The 16,972-nt window shown below is 39.3% G+C and carries 12 protein-coding genes; 11 read left to right on the forward strand and 1 reads right to left on the reverse strand.

Annotated features, from left to right (window positions below; genetic code table 11):
* The first annotated feature begins 33 nt into the window (after positions 1-33).
* From glgB to QF028_RS02595, 5 genes are read left to right on the forward strand one after another with little or no spacing between them, the layout of a single operon-like run.
* Positions 34-1,977 (forward strand): 1,4-alpha-glucan branching protein GlgB, encoded by a 1,944-nt coding sequence (gene glgB, locus QF028_RS02575; RefSeq protein WP_429463941.1) that lies wholly within the window; start codon positions 34-36, stop codon positions 1,975-1,977.
* Complete coding sequence (locus QF028_RS02580) at positions 1,925-3,070, forward strand: glucose-1-phosphate adenylyltransferase (RefSeq protein ID WP_214717705.1); 1,146 nt, start codon at positions 1,925-1,927, stop codon at positions 3,068-3,070. The genes glgB and QF028_RS02580 overlap by 53 nt, the downstream gene beginning before the upstream one ends.
* 22 nt (positions 3,071-3,092) lie before the next feature.
* Positions 3,093-4,124: a sugar phosphate nucleotidyltransferase gene (locus QF028_RS02585; protein ID WP_214717704.1), complete on the forward strand. Its 1,032-nt coding sequence runs from the start codon at positions 3,093-3,095 to the stop codon at positions 4,122-4,124.
* Positions 4,121-5,572: a glycogen synthase GlgA gene (gene glgA, locus QF028_RS02590; RefSeq protein ID WP_429463944.1), complete on the forward strand. Its 1,452-nt coding sequence runs from the start codon at positions 4,121-4,123 to the stop codon at positions 5,570-5,572. Before QF028_RS02585 ends, glgA begins: the two co-directional genes overlap by 4 nt.
* Positions 5,562-7,958, forward strand: coding sequence for a glycogen/starch/alpha-glucan phosphorylase (locus QF028_RS02595; RefSeq protein WP_429463946.1), 2,397 nt, complete (start codon positions 5,562-5,564; stop codon positions 7,956-7,958). The genes glgA and QF028_RS02595 overlap by 11 nt, the downstream gene beginning before the upstream one ends.
* Positions 7,959-7,994: 36 nt before the next feature.
* Here the strand turns inward: QF028_RS02595 and QF028_RS02600 are convergent, their stop codons facing one another.
* Complete coding sequence (locus QF028_RS02600; RefSeq protein WP_429463948.1) at positions 7,995-8,930, reverse strand: 1,4-dihydroxy-2-naphthoate polyprenyltransferase; 936 nt, start codon at positions 8,928-8,930, stop codon at positions 7,995-7,997.
* Between the two features lie 357 nt (positions 8,931-9,287).
* On the opposite strand from QF028_RS02600, the gene QF028_RS02605 reads away from it, so the two are divergent.
* The 6 genes from QF028_RS02605 to menC all read left to right on the forward strand — a co-directional run bounded on the left by QF028_RS02605 (position 9,288) and on the right by menC (position 16,778).
* Entirely contained in the window at positions 9,288-10,688 is a 1,401-nt protein-coding gene (locus tag QF028_RS02605; RefSeq protein WP_429463950.1) for an isochorismate synthase, read from the forward strand.
* Position 10,689: 1 nt separating this feature from the next.
* Positions 10,690-12,438 carry a 2-succinyl-5-enolpyruvyl-6-hydroxy-3-cyclohexene-1-carboxylic-acid synthase gene (menD, locus tag QF028_RS02610; protein WP_429463952.1) on the forward strand — a complete coding sequence of 583 codons (1,749 nt, stop codon included), beginning with the start codon at positions 10,690-10,692 and terminating at the stop codon, positions 12,436-12,438.
* Positions 12,439-13,251 carry a 2-succinyl-6-hydroxy-2,4-cyclohexadiene-1-carboxylate synthase gene (gene menH / locus QF028_RS02615; RefSeq protein WP_429463954.1) on the forward strand — a complete coding sequence of 271 codons (813 nt, stop codon included), beginning with the start codon at positions 12,439-12,441 and terminating at the stop codon, positions 13,249-13,251.
* An 18-nt stretch (positions 13,252-13,269) separates the two neighbouring features.
* The gene (gene menB / locus QF028_RS02620; RefSeq protein ID WP_429463956.1) at positions 13,270-14,088 is read left to right on the forward strand and encodes a 1,4-dihydroxy-2-naphthoyl-CoA synthase; all 819 of its coding nucleotides are present in this window, start codon (positions 13,270-13,272) and stop codon (positions 14,086-14,088) included.
* Positions 14,089-14,178: 90 nt separating this feature from the next.
* A complete protein-coding gene (locus QF028_RS02625; RefSeq protein ID WP_215007654.1) occupies positions 14,179-15,672 on the forward strand; it encodes an o-succinylbenzoate--CoA ligase in 1,494 nt (497 codons plus the stop codon).
* Positions 15,672-16,778: an o-succinylbenzoate synthase gene (gene menC, locus QF028_RS02630; protein ID WP_429463959.1), complete on the forward strand. Its 1,107-nt coding sequence runs from the start codon at positions 15,672-15,674 to the stop codon at positions 16,776-16,778. Before QF028_RS02625 ends, menC begins: the two co-directional genes overlap by 1 nt.
* Positions 16,779-16,972: the final 194 nt, after the last annotated feature.

The following is a 16,972-nucleotide window of genomic DNA, read 5'->3' on the forward strand; positions in this document are numbered from 1 at the left end:
AAATACATATTTTCATTGGGAATGAGGAGAGCCATGACAGTGAATACGTTTTTTCCGACTGACTATCAGTTACATTTATTTCACGAGGGAAATTTTTTCCAAAGTCATCAGCTTTTTGGCGCTCATATCTTTAAGAATTCCGATAAGGTTTATACACGATTTTGCGTATGGGCCCCTAATGCAATGCAGGTTAGGCTTGCGGGGGATTTTAATAACTGGAATGGTGAAGGGTATGAATTGCAAAAGGTTAATGATGAGGGAGTTTGGATTCTGATTGTTAATAGGGATCTAACAGGGAAGCTTTATAAGTATGAAATTATCACACATTCTGGTGAGAGGCTGCTAAAATCAGATCCATTTGCTTTTTATTCTGAAATAAGACCGAATACAGCTTCTATTGTTTATTCGTTAAACCATTATGAGTGGCAAGACAATCATTGGATGAATCGAAGAGGAAAAAAGAACCTCCTTTCTGAGCCAGTGGTAATTTATGAATTGCATTTGGGTTCATGGAAAAATAAGGAAGACGGCGAATATCTAAATTATAAAGAATTGGCATTGGAACTTATTCCATATGTAATTGAGCACGGATTTACACATATAGAGTTATTACCTCTAGTCGAACACCCTCTCGATGCCTCATGGGGTTATCAAGGAACAGGTTACTTTTCTGTTACATCCAGGTATGGGACACCAGATGAATTTAGAGAATTTGTTGATCTGATTCATCAAAATGGTATTGGGGTTATTCTTGATTGGGTGCCTGGTCATTTTTGCAAGGACGCTCATGGCCTTTACCGTTTTGATGGGACTCATATTTATTCCTATAGCACAGCTAGCGACAGAGAGAATGCTGTTTGGGGAACGGCCAACTTTGACCTTGGAAAAGGAGAGGTACAAAGTTTTCTAATCTCAAATGCCCAGTTTTGGATTGACTATTTCCATATTGATGGTTTCCGAATGGACGCAGTAGCTAATATCATTTACTGGCCGAATGGCTCAAATGAAAAGCGTGAAAACCCATTTGGAATTAACTTTTTGAAAAAACTAAACCAACATGTTCATGAGTATGAACCACACTTTTTAATGATTGGTGAGGATTCAACAGAATTTCCTAATGTCACAACACCAGTTGCATACGGTGGGCTTGGCTTTGATTATAAATGGAATATGGGCTGGATGAATGACATGCTTGAATATATGGAAACTCCACCTTACTCGCGCTCACATGTTCATTCTAATGTAACGTTTTCATTTTTATATGCCTTTTTAGAAAACTTTATGCTGCCATTTTCTCACGATGAAGTGGTACATGGAAAAAAATCACTGCTCGATAAGATGCCAGGCGATTATTGGGAGAAATTTGCACAACTTAGACTTTTGCTAGGGTATATGTTTGCTCATCCTGGAAAAAAACTTTTATTTATGGGTTTTGAACTGGGCCAGTTTTCTGAATGGAAAGATAAAGAACAGCTCGATTGGAACTTAATGGACTATGAGATGCATCAAAAATTAAATGCCTACGTAAAGTTTTTAACTAAATTCTATAAACGTTCAAAGGCACTATATGAACTCGATCATTTACAGGACGGATTCGAATGGATTGATGCCAATAATAGCCACCAATCTGTTTTCTCTTTTATGAGAAAAGGAAAAAAGTCTGAAGAAACATTAGTGGTTATTTGTAATTTTACTGGTGTCAATTACCCAATGTATAAAATTGGTGTTCCTAAATCCGGTGAGTATCGAGAAATTTTCAATAGTGATCATATAGAATACGGTGGAGCTGGATTGGTTAATAAAAAGACTATTATTGCAGAAGAAGAACCATTCCATGGCCAGCCATTTTCATTAAATCTAGCAATTCCCCCATTTGGATTTCAAATCATCAGACCAGTTAAAAAGAGGAAGGAGCGAAAAGGAAATGGCAAAGAAGAAGTGCGTAGCCATGTTATTAGCAGGAGGGAAAGGAAGTAGGCTTAATTCGCTGACAAAGGATCTAGCGAAACCAGCTGTTCCTTTTGGAGGTAAATATCGAATTATTGATTTTGCATTGAGCAATTGCGCCAATTCTGGCATCGATACGGTTGGGGTATTAACACAATACCAACCATTGTTATTAAATTCCTATATTGGGATTGGAAGTGCATGGGATCTTGACCGAAAGGATGGCGGGGTAACTGTATTACCACCGTATGCTGAATCTTCCGAAGTAAAATGGTATACAGGCACTGCAAGTGCGATTTATCAAAACCTTAATTACCTTAAACAATACCAGCCAGAATATGTGCTAATCCTATCAGGTGACCATATTTACAAAATGAACTATGAGAGCATGCTTGAATATCATATTGAAAAAAGGGCTGACGTAACTATTTCTTTAATAGAAGTTCCTTGGAATGAAGCCAGTCGTTTTGGAATCATGGATACAGACGAAGAGCTAAGAATTGTCGATTTTGACGAAAAACCAGCGAATCCAAAAAATAATCTTGCTTCGATGGGCATTTATATTTTTAACTGGAATATACTTAAAGAATATTTAGAAATGGATGACCGTGTTCCTGAATCGAGTCATGATTTTGGTAAAGATGTGATTCCGATGCTTTTAGAGGAAAATAAAAAATTGTTTGCTTATCCATTTAAAGGCTATTGGAAAGACGTCGGTACGGTCCAAAGCCTCTGGGAAGCTAATATGGATCTACTAAGAGAAGAATGTGACTTAGATTTGTTTGACCACGGATGGAGGATTTATTCAGTTAACCCGAATCAGCCGCCACAATATATTTCGCCGAGTGCGGTGGTTAAAGAGTCACTTATTAATGAGGGATGTACAATAGAAGGGGAAGTAGTGAAATCTGTTCTTTTTCAAGGGGTTACTGTTGGAAAAGGATCAACTATTTTAGAGTCGGTCATTATGCCGGATGCGATCATTGGTAATAATTGTTTGATTGAAAGAGCCATTGTACCTTCTGACGTGAATGTACCTGACGGGACTGTTATCCGCTCGTTCGATGAAGAGATTATTCTAGTTACTAATGAAATGTTAAGCGGGTTATACCCTGCTTTTTAATATAATACAGGAGGGACTTGGATTGGAAAAAAAGCTACTAGGAGTCATTGATGCCACCACATACCATGAAGATTTGGAAGATTTATTAACACATCGCGCACTTGCTGCCCTGCCTTTTGCAGGAAGATATCGTATTATTGATTTTGTGCTATCGAATATGGTGAATTCAGGTATTCGAAGTGTGGCAATATTTCCAAAAATGCAGTACCGTTCACTAATGGATCATCTAGGTTCAGGGAAAAACTGGGATTTGAATCGAAAACGGGATGGCCTTTTCTTTTTCCCATCTCCAATAGTTGATTATGATGGAAATACAATTGGTTCGTTTGAGAATTTTGCAGCAAATTTAGACTTCTTTTATCGCAGCACGCAAGAGTATTCGATTATTTCCAATTGCTATACGGTTTTTAATATGAACTTTAGACCAATCTTAGATTGGCACAGCAATTCAAGATGTGACATTACCGAAATCCATCAGAAGGATGGAGCTTCGATGGAGATGTACTTAATCAAAACATCCCTACTTATTAAGCTGATTGAAACGCGTAATGAAACAGGGTATACCTGTATGAAGGATGTTGTAAATGATATTGAAAATCTTTACTCGATTTGTAACTATGAATATGACGGTTATTCCGTGATGATAGATTCGATCGAAAACTATTTTTCTACTAGTATGAATTTGCTAAAGTCGGATGTTTGGAAAAAACTTTTTATTAAAGAACAGCCGATTTTCACTAAGGTAAAGGATGAGCCGCCAACGAAATATATTAAAGGGTCTGTTGTAAAAAATGCAATGATTGCCAATGGATGTTTAATTAGCGGTTCAGTAGAAAATAGTATTATATCCCGAGGTGTAAAGATTGGAAAAGGTGCAGTTATTAAGAACTGTATCATTATGCAAAAGTGCCAGATCGAAGATAATTGTTATCTAGATTCCGTTATTTTAGATAAAGATGTGAAAGTTGAAGCAGGAACTCACTTAACTGGAACAGCGGGGTCACCATTTGTGGTTCGTAAAGGGACAAAACAAGGAGCGTTGATGAACTCGTGAAAGTACTATTTGCCGTTTCGGAATGTGGACCATTTGCAAAATCGGGAGGACTTGCCGATGTTGCTGGTTCCCTTCCAAAAGAATTAAAGAGTTTGGGAACTGATGTCAGAGTTATTCTACCTAAATACGGAACAATTTCAGAAGAATTTAAGAGTGAGATGAAAAAGGTTAAAGAATTTACTGTTTCTGTTGGCTGGAGAAATCAGTATTGCGGAATTGAAGAGCTCACACACCAGGGAGTTACATTTTATTTCGTCGATAATGAATACTACTTTAAACGAGAAAATTTATATGGATATTTTGATGATGGGGAAAGATTCGCTTATTTTAATAGGGCTGTCTTAGACACACTTGCCCAGCTAAACTTTTTTCCAGATGTGTTACATTGCCATGACTGGCACACGGCGATGATTCCTTTTCTGTTACGAACTGAATATTATAAAAGAAAAGGTTACGGCTTAATGCGTACTGTTTTTACGATTCATAATCTTCAATTCCAAGGGATCTTTCCAAAAGAGGTCTTGGGAGACTTGTTAGGAATGGATTACAATGCCTTTCACACTGGTCACTTAGAGTTTTTCGGAAATATCAATTATATGAAGGGTGCTCTTGTATCTGCAGACAAAATTACGACAGTTAGCCCAACCTATAAAGAAGAAATTCAAACACCTGTATTTGGTGAAAAGTTAGACGGTCTCTTAAGAGAAAGAAATGATGACTTAATTGGGATTTTAAATGGGATTGATGAAGATTTCTATAATCCTGTTTCCGACCCATTAATATATCAAACATATACTGCTGATAATCATCAAAAAAAATCAATCAACAAAAGTGAGATTCAAAAACATTTTGGATTACCACAATCTGCGCGTACACCTTTATTAGTCATGATTACAAGGCTGACAAGGCAAAAAGGACTTGATTTAGTTAAATGTGTCCTTCGTGAAATATTGCAGGAGGATCTGCAGGTGATTATCCTTGGAACTGGTGATTATGAATACGAAGAACATTTAAGACAGGCCGCACGTATTTATCCTGAAAAATTAAGGGTTCATACCGGTTTTAATGAAGGGCTTGCCCATAAACTTTATGCCGCTGCAGACCTATTTTTGATGCCATCCCAATTCGAACCATGCGGGCTTGGACAGTTGATTGCAATGAAATATGGTGCGATCCCGATCGTTAGGGAAACTGGCGGCTTAAATGATACAATAAAACCTTGGAACGAATTTACTGGAAAAGGAAATGGATTTTCTTTTTCAAATTTTAATGCCCATGATATGCTCTATACAATTAAAAGAGCACTAGGCGTTTATCACGATTCAAAATCGTGGAAATCGATTGTAAAACAAGCAATGGAAATGGATTATAGCTGGGCACAGTCAGCATATAGCTATAACCAGTTATATGCAGAGATCGTTGCAAGGAGTGAAACACATGTTTTCTAATACGGTCGAGTTTAAGGAAACTTTTCTAAAAAGGATTGAGATGGTATGTGGGAAGAGTTTCCCTGAAAGCTCAGCCAGGGATCACTATCAAACCCTTGGAACAATGATTAGCGAATTTGTAAGTAATGCTTGGATTACTACAAACGAGCGTCATTTGGCGGCAAAGGGAAAGCAGGTTTATTACCTCTCTATTGAATATCTTTTGGGGAAATTACTACGACAAAATCTAATTAACCTTGGTGTGGAAGAGACGGTGCAAGCAGGCCTAGAGGAATTAGGAATCGATCTTGGAGAATTAGAGGAATATGAGGCAGATGCAGGTTTAGGAAACGGCGGCTTAGGAAGATTAGCTGCCTGTTTTCTAGACTCACTTGCTTCACTTAATCTGCCGGGTCATGGTCATGGCATTCGTTACAAACATGGCTTATTTGAACAAAAAATTGTTGATGGCTATCAAGTAGAATTGCCGGAACAATGGCTTAGGAACGGAAATGTTTGGGAAATCCGTAAAACCGATAGTTCCATCAAAATCCCATTTTGGGGTAAGGTGGAAACGAAGATGGAAAATGGCCGACTTGTGTTTCATCACCTACATGCTGAAACGGTCACCGCAGTACCTCACGACATGCCGGTCATCGGCTATCAGTCAAAAACCATCAATACACTAAGACTTTGGAATGCAGAGCCTTCCCAATTTCCCTTACACGAGGATATTTTAAAATATAAACGGGAAACGGAAATGATTTCTGAGTTTTTATATCCTGATGATACACATGACGAAGGAAAGGTTTTAAGATTGAAACAGCAATACTTTTTGGTATCCGCTAGTATACAATCTATTTTAAAGACCTATCGGAAACAACACAGCAGCTTAAAACAACTCCATGAACATATCTGTATTCACATTAATGATACACACCCTGTCCTGGCCATTCCCGAGTTAATGAGAATCCTAATTGATGACGAAGGATTTGATTGGGAGCAGGCATGGCACATTACAAAACATACTATTTCTTACACCAATCATACCACCTTGTCAGAAGCGTTAGAGAAATGGCCAATACATATTTTTCAACCGTTGCTTCCAAGAATATTTATGATTGTAGAAGAAATCAATGAACGATTTTGCCAGGAACTTTGGGAGCAAACACCAGGTGATTGGGAGCGGATTAAGGGACTAGCCATCCTTGCTGATAATTATGTAAAAATGGCTCATTTGGCTATCGTCGGAAGCTTTAGTGTGAATGGTGTGGCGAAACTGCATACTGAAATATTAAAGAAACGCGAGATGAATCAATTTTATCAATTGTTTCCTGATAAATTTAACAATAAAACGAACGGAATTGCCTACCGCCGCTGGCTGTTAAAAGCGAATCCAAAACTATCTTCATTGATTACAGATACGATTGGGTCTGAATGGACCTATAAAGCTACCGAGCTTTCCCAGTTACTTAATTATCAAAACGACACTTCGTTTTTAGATCAATTGTTAAAAATTAAGAATGAAAATAAACAAACACTTGCCAAGATTATTTTCGATAAGACGGGAACTGCCGTTGATACTGGTTCAATCTTTGATGTACAAGTGAAGCGGCTCCATGCTTATAAGCGGCAGCTTTTAAATGTCTTACATATTATGCATCTCTATAATCGGATCAAAGAAGATTCAAGCTTCAAGGTTGTTCCAAGGGTGTTTATTTTTGGAGCGAAAGCATCGCCAGGATATTATTATGCGAAGAAAATCATTAAGTTAATAAATACAGTTGCTGAAAAAGTCAACAATGACCCATTTATCAACGACAAAATTAAAGTGATTTTTCTTGAAAATTATCGTGTTTCTCTTGCGGAGAAGATCTTCCCTGCAGCAGATGTCAGTGAACAAATCTCCACGGCTAGTAAGGAAGCTTCTGGAACAGGTAATATGAAGTTTATGATCAATGGGGCATTGACGGTGGGAACCTTGGATGGTGCCAATATAGAAATTCGTGAATTAGTCGGTAATTCCAATATATTCACTTTTGGACTAACTGCAGATGAAGTTCTTCACTACTATCAACATGGCGGATATCAATCCGATGAATATTACCACCACGATTATCGAATTCGTCAAGCCGTTGACCAGCTTATGAATGGCTTTTTCCCTGGTGTTTATAATGAATTTGAACCAATATTCGATTCACTCCTTCAGGAAAATGATCAATATTTTGTCTTAAAGGATTTTGCTTCCTATGCAGAAACACAACGTTCCATTGGAGAAGCGTTTATTGACCGATTACGTTGGCAGCAAATGAGTCTAAATAATATCGCCCAGGCTGGTTATTTTTCAAGTGATCGTACGATTCAGGAATACGCAGACGACATATGGGGAATTAAGCCATTACAATAAAAAAAAGCTTCTGCCAGTTGCGGCAGAAGCTTTTTTTTATAAGAAGTGCCCAGCAAAGATTCCGATTGCTAATAAAAACCCAAATATCGTATTGGTTTGTGCAGTCGCTTTCATCGCTGGTGCCATTTGAATTGGCAGGGTATTTTCTATAAATCCTTTGATTGCTTTAATAGCCTTTGGGGCGCTAAGAATTACAAGTGCTGTCCAAATTGGTAAAACACCAATAATGATGAGTCCCAAAACCCAAAGAAATGAAAAAGTGAACATCCCTGTTAATAAGTAAATAGCACCTTTCTTACCTAATAGAATGGCAACTGTTTTACGGCCGTTTTCCTTGTCGCCATCCAAATCACGGATGTTATTCGATAACATAATCATACCAACCAATATCATACTTGGAACTGAAACGAGAATACTTGTGCTGCTGACTGTTCCCGTTTGAATAAAGAAGGCGATTAAAATAATCAGCATCCCCATAAAGAAACCTGAAAGAATTTCACCAAATGGTGTATAGGCGATCGGGAAAGGACCTCCAGTATAAAAATATCCCACAGCCATACAAATTAGGCCTACAACGGCTAACCACCAGCTACTATTAGCGCAAATATAGATCCCTAATAATAGAGCAATTCCATAAAATCCAAACGCAAGATTTAGGACTGTTTTGGGTTTGATTCCGTCACGTACAATCGTACCGCCAATCCCAACGGATTGGGCAGTATCCAGACCGCGTTTGAAATCGAAATATTCATTAAACATATTGGTTGCAGCTTGAATCAATAAACTCGCTAAAAGCATGGCAAAAAATAGACCAAAATGGATTTTCCCATACTTAAGGGCTAATGCCGTACCAAGCAGAACTGGCACGAATGCAGCGGTTAATGTATGAGGGCGGGTCATTTGCCACCAAACTTGAAAGCCGCGGTTTGATTCAACTACATGATTCGAGCTTTGCTGTATATTTGGTTGCATAGTATCTCTCCCTTTTTAGTTTTTTTCTCTCTATTTAAAGGTTTAGAATCGATTATTTAATGGGCTTTGCCCAAAACTAAGTGTATGAAATTCAAGGAATAGTGTCAATTAATTTTTCTTATCAAATCTAGAAGATTATACCTGTTTGATTATTATTGGATGGTTGGTGGGAAAATGAAACTAATCAAATGAGAAGGCTTTTTTTATCAGTAAGATGAAAACTTAAGATATAATACGGAATGATGCAGGTTTGCTAGTGACAAGTATTACTGACTTCTTTACAATGAGAGTAGTATGTTAAAATTTGCATTAATATGAATGGATAACAGTCATTTCGGCTGTTTTGGAGGGATTTGTTTGGTTACCATTCAAGAATTGGAAATAATGGAACGAGGTCTTTTGGCTGTTAATCGGGCAAAAGAACTTGGCCGGCCCATTTTAATTAGTGAAGTTCATAAAATGGACACGATTAACCCACTATCATTTTTTAATATAGGAAAAAAACATTATCGCGGGGAACGATTTTTCTGGAAGGACCCAACGGACGAGACGATGCTTATTGGACTTGGGATTTCTAAACAAATTCAGACGGATCAGGCTTCTGACCGCTTTTTTCATGTTGAAAAGGAATGGGAAAAATTTTTAGAGGACTGCCTCATTTTTAATCCAAATATAGAAGTTGGTGTAGGGCCAGTCATGTTCGGGGGCTTCTCTTTTGACCCCTACAAGGATAAAACAGACCTCTGGTCCAAGTACGCTGATTCACTGTTCCACATACCCAAATTTTTATTGAGTATCATTCGCGGTCAAACGTATTTAACCACGAATACAGTTTGTACTCCACATGAGGATCCTTATATATTTAAGAAAGTGAGCGAAGAGAGAAATCAGCTATTAAATTCGCTCCATCAGAATGAACGGATGAGTACAGCGTCACTTCTAGAAACGCGGGAGATTGAACCAGAAAAGTGGAAAAAAACTGTTGATGGAGTTGTGAAGGAATTAACAGAAGGCCCGCTTAAGAAGGTCGTTCTAGCCCGAGAATTGCGGCTTGTATTTGACGATTATGTAGAGGCAGAGGATGTATTGAATAATTTATATCTGCAGCAGCATGAAAGCTTTATTTTCGCATTTGAATCGAATGGTGATTGTTTTATTGGGGCATCTCCAGAAAGACTAGTGAAAAAACATGGAAATGAGGTTTATTCTACCTGCCTTGCCGGTTCTATTTCACGGGGAAAAACTGAACAAGAAGACCTGAAATTAGGTCAAATGTTATTAAATGATCAAAAAAATCTGATTGAGCATGGTTTCGTTGTAGAAATGATTAAGGAAGCACTTGAAGAATCATGTGATGAAATAATCCTGCCTGACAAGCCGCAGTTGATGAAGATCCGGGATATTCAGCACCTATATACCCCTGTTATCGGAAAGTGCCATAAAGATGCTTCCTTGTTGTTATTAGTCGAACGACTTCACCCAACACCAGCACTCGGCGGATTGCCTAAGGATGAAGCAGTTGTAAAGATTAGACAAGTAGAGGAACTGGACCGTGGATTCTATGCTGCCCCTTTAGGGTGGGTGGACTACAGAAAAAATGGCGAATTTGCTGTTTCGATTCGATCTGGGCTGATTCAGGGGGATGAAGTATCGTTGTTTGCAGGTTGTGGAGTAGTAGCAGATTCTGACTCAGAAAGTGAATATTTGGAGACGAGTTTGAAATTTAAACCAATGCTCCGAGCCCTTGGAGGAAATTAATATGAATCATCAAGAATCATTAACAGCCTATATAGCCGCCGTAGTTGCTGAACTTATTTTTTCGGGAGTTACGGATGTAGTTGTTAGCCCAGGTTCAAGGTCAACTCCAATGGCGATGATCATGGCAGAACATCCTGACCTGAAAGTCCATATCCATGTAGATGAAAGGTCAGCGGCTTTCTTTGCGTTGGGAATAGCAAAGTCGTTAAATAAGCCAGTTGCCATACTTTGTACTTCAGGTACAGCCGCAGCAAACTATTTTCCTGCGATTGTTGAAGCGCGTTATGCTCGGGTACCATTGATTGTACTTACAGCGGATCGACCGCATGAACTGAGAGAGGTTGGTGCCCCACAGGCAATCGACCAAATTCATTTATATGGGAAGCATGTGAAATGGTTCTCCGAAATGGCATTGCCTGAAAAAAGTGATGAAATCATTCGCTATGCCAGGACCGTTTGTGCCCGGGCAGTTGCGATTGCCACTAGTGCCCCTTCTGGTCCTGTACATATGAATTTTCCTTTCAGAGAGCCGCTAATTCCAAAGATGGATGATGAGCTCTTCCAGCTTAATGAACGACCAAATGGATATATAAAAGTTCAAAACGGGGACTTAACCCTTTCAGATGAACATTTTCAGGAAATAGCTGAAAGGCTTAATAAGACAAATAAAGGTGTTATTATTTGTGGAAACATGGGAGATGCTGAATTTCCTAACGCGGTTACGCAATTAGCTGAGAAATTAAATTTTCCAATCATTGCAGACCCCTTATCACAATTAAGAAGTGGGCAGCATAGCCTTAAAAATATCATTGAAACTTATGATACCTTCCTAAGGAATGAAGATGCAAAAAACTTCCTTAAACCAGAAGTTGTTCTTCGATTTGGTGCGATGCCAATATCAAAAGCATTAACGATCTTCTTAAAAGAAAATGGAGATGCTGAACAATTTGTGATTGATGGCGGCGGAGGCTGGCGTGATCCTTCATCCTTGTCAACCAGTATGATCTTTTGTGATGAATCGGTATTCTGCAAGAAGCTATTGTCATATATGAATGAGAACCCCTCATCCCAATTTTTATCGAAATGGAAAAAGGTAAACGGGCTAACCAAAGAAAATATGAATTCTCTAAGAGATATAAAAGAATTAAGTGAAGGCAAACTATTTTATCAATTAGCCGATTTGGTGCCAGATGGTGCTACCCTTTTTGTTGGCAATAGTATGCCAATTCGCGACTTGGATAGTTTTTTTATTAACAATAATAAAGCAATCAAAGTAATGGCGAACAGGGGAGCCAATGGGATCGATGGTACTGTTTCGACCGCTTTAGGTGCAGCTTTATACTCAAAATCCTTATACCTTGTCCTTGGCGATTTAACTTTTTTCCACGACTTAAATGGTCTGATTGCAGCAAAGTTGTACAATATAGATATTAATATTCTTCTGGTTAACAATAATGGTGGCGGAATTTTTTCCTTCCTTCCTCAATCGGAGCATTCTAAGAATTTTGAACTGCTGTTTGGAACTCCACTAGATCTAGAATTTGAGCATGCGGTTAAGATGTTTAAGGGTGAATTTACGAAGATTGAAGATTGGGACCATTTGGGGTCAGAAATGATGAAGGCTACGAATCAAACGGGGTTAAAAGTATTTGAGTTTAGGACAAACAGAGACGTTAACCGTGACGAGCACCGCGGATTTTGGAACTTTGTTTCCCGGGAAATATCGAACTTTGTCAAAGGTGAACAGTAAATGAAGATTGTTAGTGACGGGATTCAATATCATGTCGAAGTTTACGGGGAAGGATCTATCCCGCTTGTTCTTTTACATGGATTTACCGGGGACAGCTCGACATGGACTCCTTTCTATGATGCTTGGGGGAAGCAAATGAATCTAATTAATCCTGACATCATTGGACATGGAAAAACGGAATCACCCGATGTACTTAGTCGATATCAAATAGAGTCAGTTGCGAAGGATTTAAAAACGATCCTTGAACATTTAGATGTTAAGCAAGTAGATCTACTTGGTTACTCAATGGGTGGAAGACTTGCCCTTACTTTTGCCCTGCTTTTTCCTGAGCGGGTCCGTAAATTAATACTTGAAAGTGCCTCACCAGGTCTGGAAACAGAAAATGAAAGTCAATTTCGCCGTATGAAAGATGCGGAACTTGCTAAATTTATTAAAGAACAGGGGATAAGCTCGTTTGTAGATTATTGGGAAGGGATCCCCCTTTTTCAAACGATGAAACGACTGCCTTCAGCACAAAAGCAGGTCATAAGGGAACAGCGTTTAAACAATTCGCCTACTGGGCTCGCGAACAGCCTGCATGGGATGGGAACCGGATCTCAGCCTAACTGGTGGGCGAAATTAAACGAACTAACTTGCGAGGTTCTGCTCTTAACGGGTGAAGAAGATAAAAAGTTTTGTGATATAGCGGATAAAATGATGAAAGAGCTAAAAAATGGCTTTTGGGTGGTTATTGAAGGTAGTGGGCATGCAATTCATGTGGAAGAACCAGAAAAGTTTGGTACAATAGTAAGTGACTTTTTGTCAAAAGAATAAATAAGGGAGGATATCATTTTGACAGTAGAATGGATTGCAGGACGCAAATATGAGGAAATTCTATATGAAACATATAATGGTATTGCGAAAATTACCATTAATCGTCCACATGTACATAATGCATTTACACCGAGAACTGTTTCGGAATTAATTGATGCTTTTGCCTTCGCACGAGATGATTCTAGTGTAGGAGTTATTATTTTATCTGGAGCAGGAGATAAGGCATTTTGTTCAGGTGGTGACCAAAAAGTTCGTGGTCATGGGGGATATGTTGGAGAGGATCAAATTCCTCGTCTAAATGTTCTTGACCTACAGCGCCTCATTCGTGTTATTCCAAAACCTGTTATCGCAATGGTAAAAGGATATGCCATCGGTGGTGGTCATGTGCTGCACATTGTGTGTGACTTAACGATTGCAGCTGATAATGCTATTTTCGGACAAACTGGACCGAATGTTGGAAGCTTTGATGCTGGATACGGCTCAGGCTACCTAGCTAGAATTGTTGGACATAAAAAAGCTCGGGAAATCTGGTTCCTATGTCGTCAATACAATGCCCAGGAGGCACTTGATATGGGCTTAGTGAATACGGTTGTTCCGCTTGAAAGAGTAGAAGAAGAAACGATTCAATGGTGTAGTGAAATACTTGAGAAAAGTCCAACTGCCCTTCGTTTCTTGAAAGCAGCCATGAATGCTGATACAGACGGATTAGCTGGTCTTCAACAATTTGCTGGCGACGCAACCCTGCTTTACTATACAACCGATGAAGCCAAAGAAGGCCGTGATTCATTTAAAGAAAAGCGGAAGCCTGATTTTGGTAAATTCCCTCGTTTTCCTTGATAGTTTTTACCAGCAGCTTGATGGTTTCCATCAGGCTGTTTTTAATAGAAAAGCGGGGAAAAAGCAAGACAGATTAGGAAGGTGACAATTATGCAAAGCGAAATGATGCCTAATTTTTTGAAGAAAAGAGCGTTTCTAACCCCTGAACGAACAGCTGTTTATTTTCAGGAACAAACCATAACCTTCGGCGAACTCTACCAACGTTCTTATCAAGTGGCAGGACAGTTACAAGGGTTAGGAATGCATAAAAACCAATATGTTGGTGTGTTATTAAATAGCAACCTAGATACAGTTGTAATATTATTTGCCCTTCAACTGTTAGGAGTTAGGGCTGTAATTTTGAACAACCGCCTTTCTCCGTCGGAACTAGTATGGCAGCTAATTGATGCAAAGGCCGTCTCTTTAATTATTGAAGATACCTTTTCTGAAACAAAAACCTTCATAAATAATCAAATTCCATCAATTTGTACGCTGACAAAGGCCGAGATATTTTTCGGCAGTCAGAACGCGCCCAATATTCAGGAAGAAATCAGCTTATCAGAAATTTGTACGATCATGTATACGTCCGGAACCACAGGAAATCCCAAGGGAGTAATCCAAACCTATGGAAATCACTGGTGGAGTTCCGTTGGTTCAGCCTTAAATTTAGGATTTATTGAAGGGGATTCCTGGCTTTGTAACGTTCCGCTTTTTCATATTAGCGGCTTTTCAATTTTAATGCGCAGTGTCATATATGGAATGCCGATCGTTCTCCACGACCATTTTGATGTTGAAGAAACCATTTATGATATTCATGATAAAAAAGTGACCATCATGTCAGTGGTTGGTACTTCCCTGAGACGAATAGTTGATGCTCTTCGAGAGAGGCGCCTGCCTAATCATTTTCGCTGTATGCTTCTTGGAGGAGGACCTGCACCATTACCATTACTCCAAGCGTGTATAGAAAAAGAAATTCCTGTATTCCAAACCTATGGAATGACCGAATCCTCCTCGCAAATCGTGACGCTTGCTCCAGAATATAGTCTGACGAAGCTAGGCTCGGCAGGAAAGCCGTTGTTCACCTCGCAGCTTCAAATAGTTGCAGAAGATGGTGGTCTGGCTCCCTCAGGTATGCCAGGTGAAATTGTCATAAAAGGACCCAATGTTACCCCAGGGTATTTATTCCTTCCTGAAGTAACTGAAGAAAAGTTTATTAATGGCTGGTTCCACACGGGAGATGTGGGCTACTTAGATGAAGATGGCTTCTTATATGTACTCGATCGGCGTTCTGACTTAATTATTTCAGGGGGAGAGAATATTTACCCTGCAGAAATTGAGGCAGTTTTGTTAGCCCATCCGGATGTTTCAGAGGCTGGTGTGACAAGTTTAGAGGATACTGAGTGGGGACAAGTGCCGATTGCTTATATTGTAAAAAGAGAAGGAACAAATCCTTCGGTTGGAGCACTTGAGCAATTTTGTAAAGAGCGTTTAGCCAAATATAAAGTCCCTAAAGCATTTTATTTTACTAAGGAACTGCCTAGAAACGCATCGAAAAAAATACTCCGCCGAGAGCTCCGAGAGTGGGTGAAAGAGGAGATCCGGTAATGAAGATAGCAGCAGTAGAGTTAAATGTCATTCAAATGCCCTTAAATGACCCGTTTCTGACCCATTTAGGAGCCGTGAAGAACCGTGAGGGAATAATCATTAAGATAACCAATTCCGATGGTGTATCAGGGTTTGGAGAGGGCGTTGCCTTTTCTACTCCGTGGTACACAGAAGAAACGGTTAAAACAAGTTTACATATGTTAACTGATGTTTTGATTCCACTCCTTCAAAAAGCACCTTTAAACCATCCTGAGGAGGTCTCTCAGCTGTTTAGCTCGGTAAGAAGGAACAATATGGCTAAGGCTGCCTTAGAAACAGCTGTATGGGATTTATTTGCGAAGAGTCATTCGCTGCCACTATCAAAACTGCTTGGGGGAACACGATCTTTGATTGCGTCAGGGGTTGTAGTGGCCACAGATTCCACTAAAAATGCACTCCAGCAAATTGAGCAATATCTAGAGGACGGTTATCAAAGGATTAAAGTTAAAATAAATCCACAGCAGGATTATGCTTTTCTTTCTGAAATTCGCCGTTTTTATCCTGAACTGCCAATCATGGCAGATGCGAATTCTGCCTATACGATTAAGGATATAGAACGAATAAAAGCTCTTGATGACTTTAAGTTGCTGATGATCGAGCAGCCGCTGGGATATGATGATATTCTTGAACACGCCTTGCTTCAAAAAGAAATTAAAACACCTATTTGTTTGGACGAAAGCATTGTCAGCTATGATGATGCTCGAAAAGCCATCGAGTTCGGAAGTTGTCAGGTAATAAATATTAAAGTGGGCAGGGTAGGGGGCTTGTATGAAGCGAAACGAATTCATGACTATTGCTTCGAAAAGGGCATACCGGTTTGGTGTGGGGGTATGATCGAGTTTGGGGTTTCTAGGGCCCATAATATTGCACTCGCCTCATTACCAGGATTTTCGATCCCAGGAGATATCTCTGCTTCTAATCGCTTTTGGGAGGAAGATATTATTACCCCAGAAGTAAACGTTAAAAACGGTTTTGTCAAAGTCCCATCCGGTCCTGGGATTGGATTTGAAATAAACGAAAAAAGATTACAGGAAACCTTGCTACTGAAAGAAACATTTGTTTTATAAAAATGCTATTATACAGCTCATAGTTAATTTTGGAACAATGTTGATTGGAGCGAAAGGCGCGAAGACTCCTGCGGGAGGACGGGGCAGGGGAGACCCCGCAGGCGCTTAGCGCCGAGGAGGCTCCCCTGACCGCCCGCGGAAAGCGAAGCGTCTGAAGCGGAAATCAACATCCAAATTTAAAAGAGAATATATAA

It is taken from the genome of Neobacillus sp. B4I6 (genome assembly GCF_050434045.1).
Classification (GTDB): domain Bacteria; phylum Bacillota; class Bacilli; order Bacillales; family Cytobacillaceae; genus Neobacillus.